General features: G+C 44.8%; 1 protein-coding gene and 1 pseudogene. Both read left to right on the top strand.

Going from position 1 to position 1,907, the window contains the following annotated elements; genetic code table 11:
• Window positions 1-1,567: CgeB family protein (locus PRIP_RS15965; RefSeq protein ID WP_036102658.1), on the top strand; the 1,567-nt coding region annotated here is incomplete at its 5' end.
• A gap of 13 nt (window positions 1,568-1,580) precedes the next feature.
• Window positions 1,581-1,907 (top strand): annotated as a pseudogene (locus PRIP_RS15960) (glycosyltransferase); the annotation flags it as partial.

The raw sequence follows: 1,907 nt of genomic DNA, 5'->3' as shown, positions 1-1,907 counted from the left end.
TATTTTTGATGAATTTACGCGCACCTGTTACGACAAGGAAGTGCAACTGATTTCTTTTACACCGGACAATTGGGAAGAAGTGCTGGAGCGGGAACAACCCCATGTACTCATGGTCGAATCTGCGTGGCATGGCAATGAGAAGGCCTGGGAATACAAAATCGGTCGGTATGCGAACCAAGACCGTAGCGCCTTGCTTGGTCTACTCGACTGGTGCCGCCAAAACGAAGTACCGACGATTTTCTGGAACAAAGAAGACCCGATTCACTATGAGAAATTTATCGATACGGCGAAGTTGTTTGATTATATTTATACCACCGATGCCGATATGATTCCCAAGTACAAAGCTGCTGCAGGACATGACAATGTCTTTGCTCAAAGTTTTGCGATTCAACCAGCCATGCATAACCCCATCCAATTATATCCACAACGCATCGATAAAATGTGTTTTGCAGGTTCTTATTATGCGAATCGCCATGAAGACCGCCGACGAGATATGGATCAGATTTTAAGGATGACGCAACCATACGGCCTGGCGATTTATGATCGCAACTTCGAACGGCACTCCCCGGATTTCCAATTTCCCGCGCAGTTTTTGCCCAATGTTATAGGAAGCCTTGCGTACAATGAGATGAATGTGGCGTATAAAGGGTACAAATATATGCTGAATATCAATAGTATCAAAGGGTCGCCAACGATGTTCTCCCGTCGTGTGTTTGAAGGGTTGGCTTGCGGGACCCCTATTATTAGTAGTTATTCCAAAGGGATTCAACGCATGTTCGGCGACTTGGTGTTGATTGGCGAAACCGAAGCAAGTCTCGAAGAAAAGATACACCTCCTTACGACCGATGAAGCTGTATACCAACAAAAGGCGTTGGAAGGAATCCGCGAAGTGTATCACCACCACACGTATCAACATCGTCTGCATCTGATGTTGGACAAATTAGGCGTTCACTTGGAGCGAACACCTACCGCGGTGACGGTGCTTTCCGTTGTCCATTCCCAAGCCGATATCGAAGCCGTCCAAGCCAATTTTGACCGGCAAGCTCATCCAAACAAACAATTGGTGTTATTTGCCACAATGTTTGATGGTGTCACTGACTGTATGAATACCTACAACACGGAAAATTGCCGCATCTACACACTTTCTTACATGAACCATTATCCACACATCCAAGAGATTGTGACAACAGAATGGATGAGTTATATGAGTAGCGCGCATTATTACGGGGAACACTATCTGACGGATTTAGTGTTAGCTACGGAGTATACGAACGCTCATGTCATTGGGAAGAAGAATTATTTAGAGCATGCGAAGGACCAATTGCGCGAAGTGGGGGCACAAGAAGACTACACATTTGTCAATAGTATGACCTATCACAGAGCTTTACTCCAGACGAGGATACCATGGATGGGCAGTGTACCACACGTCCTCACCCAGATGGAACAAGACGAACCTTTGGATGCTTATTTCCGACAAGGCGTGACGTTGTTCAGTGCCGATAAATTTAATTTTATAAAACATGGCGTCGATGCCTCGCAACGCCTGATTGATCAAGTAGATATGTAGGAGCGATGATTTTTTGAGACAGTTAAAAATATTAATGTATGGCGATATGGATCTCAATATTATGGATGGTTCGGCCGTATGGCTTACCTCCATGGCCTCAATGCTCGCCATGAATCCAAATGTAAAAACCGATGTGCTATTAAAAGCAAAAGAACAAAATACACGATTGACCAGCGGCATTTCGAATTTTAGCAATGTACGATTAGTAGAACCATTTCAAACGTTTCCCGATTTAGCCGTTACGAATGGCAATCGGATTAATGTCGCAGAAGCACTGACGCGCATGGAAGCCCTGGATCAACAACATCACTACCATCTCATCATTATCCGCGGCTTTGCA

The organism is Paenilisteria riparia FSL S10-1204 (genome assembly GCF_000525995.1).
Classification (GTDB): domain Bacteria; phylum Bacillota; class Bacilli; order Lactobacillales; family Listeriaceae; genus Listeria_A; species Listeria_A riparia.
This window is presented reverse-complemented; position numbering and strand designations above follow the sequence as displayed.